The 3,300-nt window shown below is 36.6% G+C and carries 2 protein-coding genes; both read right to left on the minus strand.

The window, feature by feature from the left end; all coding sequences use genetic code 11:
* Positions 1–503: 503 nt before the first annotated feature.
* Positions 504–1,460, minus strand: a complete 957-nt coding sequence (locus BO26_RS18130; protein WP_157835581.1) for a hypothetical protein — start codon at positions 1,458–1,460, stop codon at positions 504–506.
* Entirely contained in the window at positions 1,393–3,045 is a 1,653-nt protein-coding gene (locus tag BO26_RS18135) for a hypothetical protein (RefSeq protein ID WP_036773948.1), read from the minus strand. Before BO26_RS18135 ends, BO26_RS18130 begins: the two co-directional genes overlap by 68 nt.
* Between the last annotated feature and the right edge of the window lie 255 nt (positions 3,046–3,300).

Consider the following 3,300-nt stretch of genomic DNA (forward strand, 5'->3'; position numbering starts at 1 on the left):
TTATAATGATGGATAAGAAACCATAAAATCAAGAATAAGATAAAATTTATAAAATAAAAAAGCGTAACAATTAAATTGCCACGCTTTTTAAATACTATACCTCAATAATGCAAAAATGCGTCACATAACCGCCTGTAATCCAACAAGCAGTGCTGAGAAACAACCGTTTCTTCATGTAAAATGACGATTCAGTACAAAGTTGAAACGAAAAAACGAGCGGGACAGTATTCTTCCCGTTACCTACTTCCAACTTATATATTTCAATAAGTTTATACCCGTTATCTTTCAAGTTGCCTCTTTGTTGGCTGCACTCACTCACCCCGGTCACAGAGTTATCTAGGCTCCCGGGGATTCGCTCCCTGGCCGTCACGATCCATCTTGAAATCTATTGGGTATATATTCACCCAATACGTTGATTAATTCGTTTGCATAGTTGCGAATATATTCTTTATTCCATTAATGCGTGCTCCGTAAAAACCTTCACGAAGCACAAAACAAATTTGTTAATGAACCACCATAACTTTGCCATCAACGATAGAGAGATAAGGATTGTAGAAAAAAACATCATCACCCTTTTCCAATTCTATCGGTGAAACTCTGTCGTAATCATATTCAAAACGAAATATTCGGTTGTTTTTGTAGGTATAAAATTCATATTTATCCCAGCTAATAGGAACGGCTTTATAACCCTTTTCAAAAAAACCTTTAAAATCCATAGAGTCCCACATAAAATCAGGCGAAGCACCTCTCTCTTTCCCCATTATTTCCCAGGCTGCTTTTGTCATTGACCGAATTTTTTTGAGGTCTTGCTGAGCAAAGGCTTGTTGTAATTCTTCATAAAATACTTTGACTTTGGGGATATCAGCTTTCGTAACAGGTGTGGCTTTTGTCCATTCCCAATCAGGTAAATCTTCTGCGTAAAAATCTTTAGTAGCTTCTCTTGTGTCATCTTCGTAATGACGTTCCGTCTTACCAAAAGTATTTACTGGAGATGGATAGAAATCTTTATCTACAATAATATTTCTATCCTTGTCCACAATTAGCTTGATACCGGTGACCGTTTGTTCTTCGCCAAATTGATTCACTTTTTTTAGAAGTACCGAACACCACATATCAGGAGTCGGTTTCTTTTCTGATTCACCCCATAGTGCATTATGCATAGATACCGTCAGGGTATTTTTACCGTTTTCCAGAATAGAGCTGATGGTTTGTCCTGCTGAGTAATTACCTCCAGCAGAATCACCACTATCCATCACCAAAATATCGTTAACTTTTGCCAAACAAAAAGCCGCATTGGTATTAAAATTGATGGTGTAATTGACTTTCATTGTTTCCTCAGCCTGAGAGCAAGAAATAACGTTTGCACATATGCCAAACATTAGCACTAATTTTTTAGTCCAAAGACCAACGCCATGTCGATTCTTTTTTGGATAGTGCCGGGTAAATAGTCCATTTTTCATTTTTTAATTTAGCCTCCTCACTTTTTTTGGACGTAGTAGTTTTATTACCTATTCCTGGTTTAACCTTTTTTTTATCAGTTTTACCCACTTGAACAGCATATCCCATAGACGCGATGGCAGTGATGCCATCGTGATAAAGAATTAAATCCAATTTTTTTGGATCAGTATCGTCGATACCCAGATATGCTTCGGCTTTAATCATAGCTTCCGCTTTGAAGTAACCACTAAATCCCCAAAAACCGACACCAACCTCAATATTGGTTTTACCTGTTATCGACCCCATAAGTTTAGCTTCTTTTTTATCATATCCCCATTCCCCTGTTTCATCAGTCTTAAATCCAAATCCTGCGATAATAGTAAAGTCAAAAATGATATTAAGTTCCGCTTTTGCATAGGCGCCGTGTCCATCCTGTTTTACACTCACTTCCTGAGCTGCAGCCTCTTTTCTCACTTTAGCTAATACGGTATCAACTTTATAAACAGCAGCAAATGCCTGAAGTAAATCTAGGGTAATTTTGAAGCCAAATAATGGTGAACCTTTTACCTCAAACTCATATTGCGGAATAATCTTCTGAGAAGACATTCGTTTGATGCAACCTTTACCTTTAATCGAAATAACAGGATAAGTTAATTTGCACCCAAGAAGAGGATATTCGTTGCTACCATCATTTTGTAAGACATAATTAATCTTACCTATACCACGATCAATATCACTCAATACTTTGATTTTGTTGGTCTGCTCCTTGAATTTTTGTTCCAACTCGCGTGACCATTTAGTTTCATCTTTGCCCAACGTAGCGGTAATACTACCTTCAATTTTAATCCCTTTATTAGAGACATATTTCCCTGTTTTTTTCGTCCATCCACTATGATCAGGTTTATATCCAGACTTCTTCTTTTCCGTTTTCATCAGCTCCTTTCGTTTTTCATCTGATTGTATTTGTACAGATTGATCGAAACTAATTTTGATATCCACATCCACTGAACGAGGAAGAATCAGCGTAAAACTTGAGCTAAATAGATGACGTTTACCAACAGTAATAACATTATTAATCGTTTCTATACGGGAATTAACAAGCCCAATTCCCATATAGTCCTGAGAAAGAACTGGGATAAAAGGTTTATCATCACACTCAGCCATACTTAATCGATATATTTGATTATATCGAGGATCGGTCAGTAAAGCTTCTCGATAAAGAAAACTACTAAGTAAGGTGATCGGATTTCGTTCAGAATAATCGAAATTTTTGCATCTTTTTGTGTAACGTAATGAACCTTCATAAGATTGTTTGGGTGTAAACCGAATAACCACCCGTCCATTTTCATCAAAAACATAACCGACTGGACAATCTTGGTTTTTGGAAATACAACTTTTAGAAATTGAACTAAGGAGAAGTTTTACAGGCTTAGAAATATTATTATCCGGTTTAAACTCAACCAAATGACTAAACTTTTTATTAAATGCTTCTTGTCGATATACCCCTTTTTGTTCCCCGAATTCAATAGTTGCTTCAAGGGTACATGAGTCAGGAATACCACAGGTCTGACAGGCTGATCCTGCAACACCAGAATGAATTTTTGCCATCTTTGTAACTCCGTTTACTGGAAAACATCTGATTTAATATTAACTTGGTATACCAAGTTACAACAAAAACAATGGCATCAAGCATAAAGAAAAAAAAACCTGATGTGAAATTATTATTTTCTTTTCTGAGGAGACATTTTATCTATACCCGTAATCATTGAATAGGAAGCCGAACTCGCCTGAATATCCTGGCGCGCTCAACCTGAATGCCATTGGTCGTACGGTGTTCCAGGAATATCAAACCATCAATGACGA

The organism is Photorhabdus australis DSM 17609, assembly GCF_000711895.1.
GTDB classification, from domain to species: domain Bacteria; phylum Pseudomonadota; class Gammaproteobacteria; order Enterobacterales; family Enterobacteriaceae; genus Photorhabdus; species Photorhabdus australis.

Excerpts from the sequence above, each read along its gene's own strand:
- BO26_RS18130 (WP_157835581.1), bottom strand. The coding sequence starts at position 1,460 with ATGAAAAATGGACTATTTACCCGGCACTATCCAAAAAAGAATCGACAT.
- BO26_RS18135 (WP_036773948.1), bottom strand. The coding sequence starts at position 3,045 with ATGGCAAAAATTCATTCTGGTGTTGCAGGATCAGCCTGTCAGACCTGT.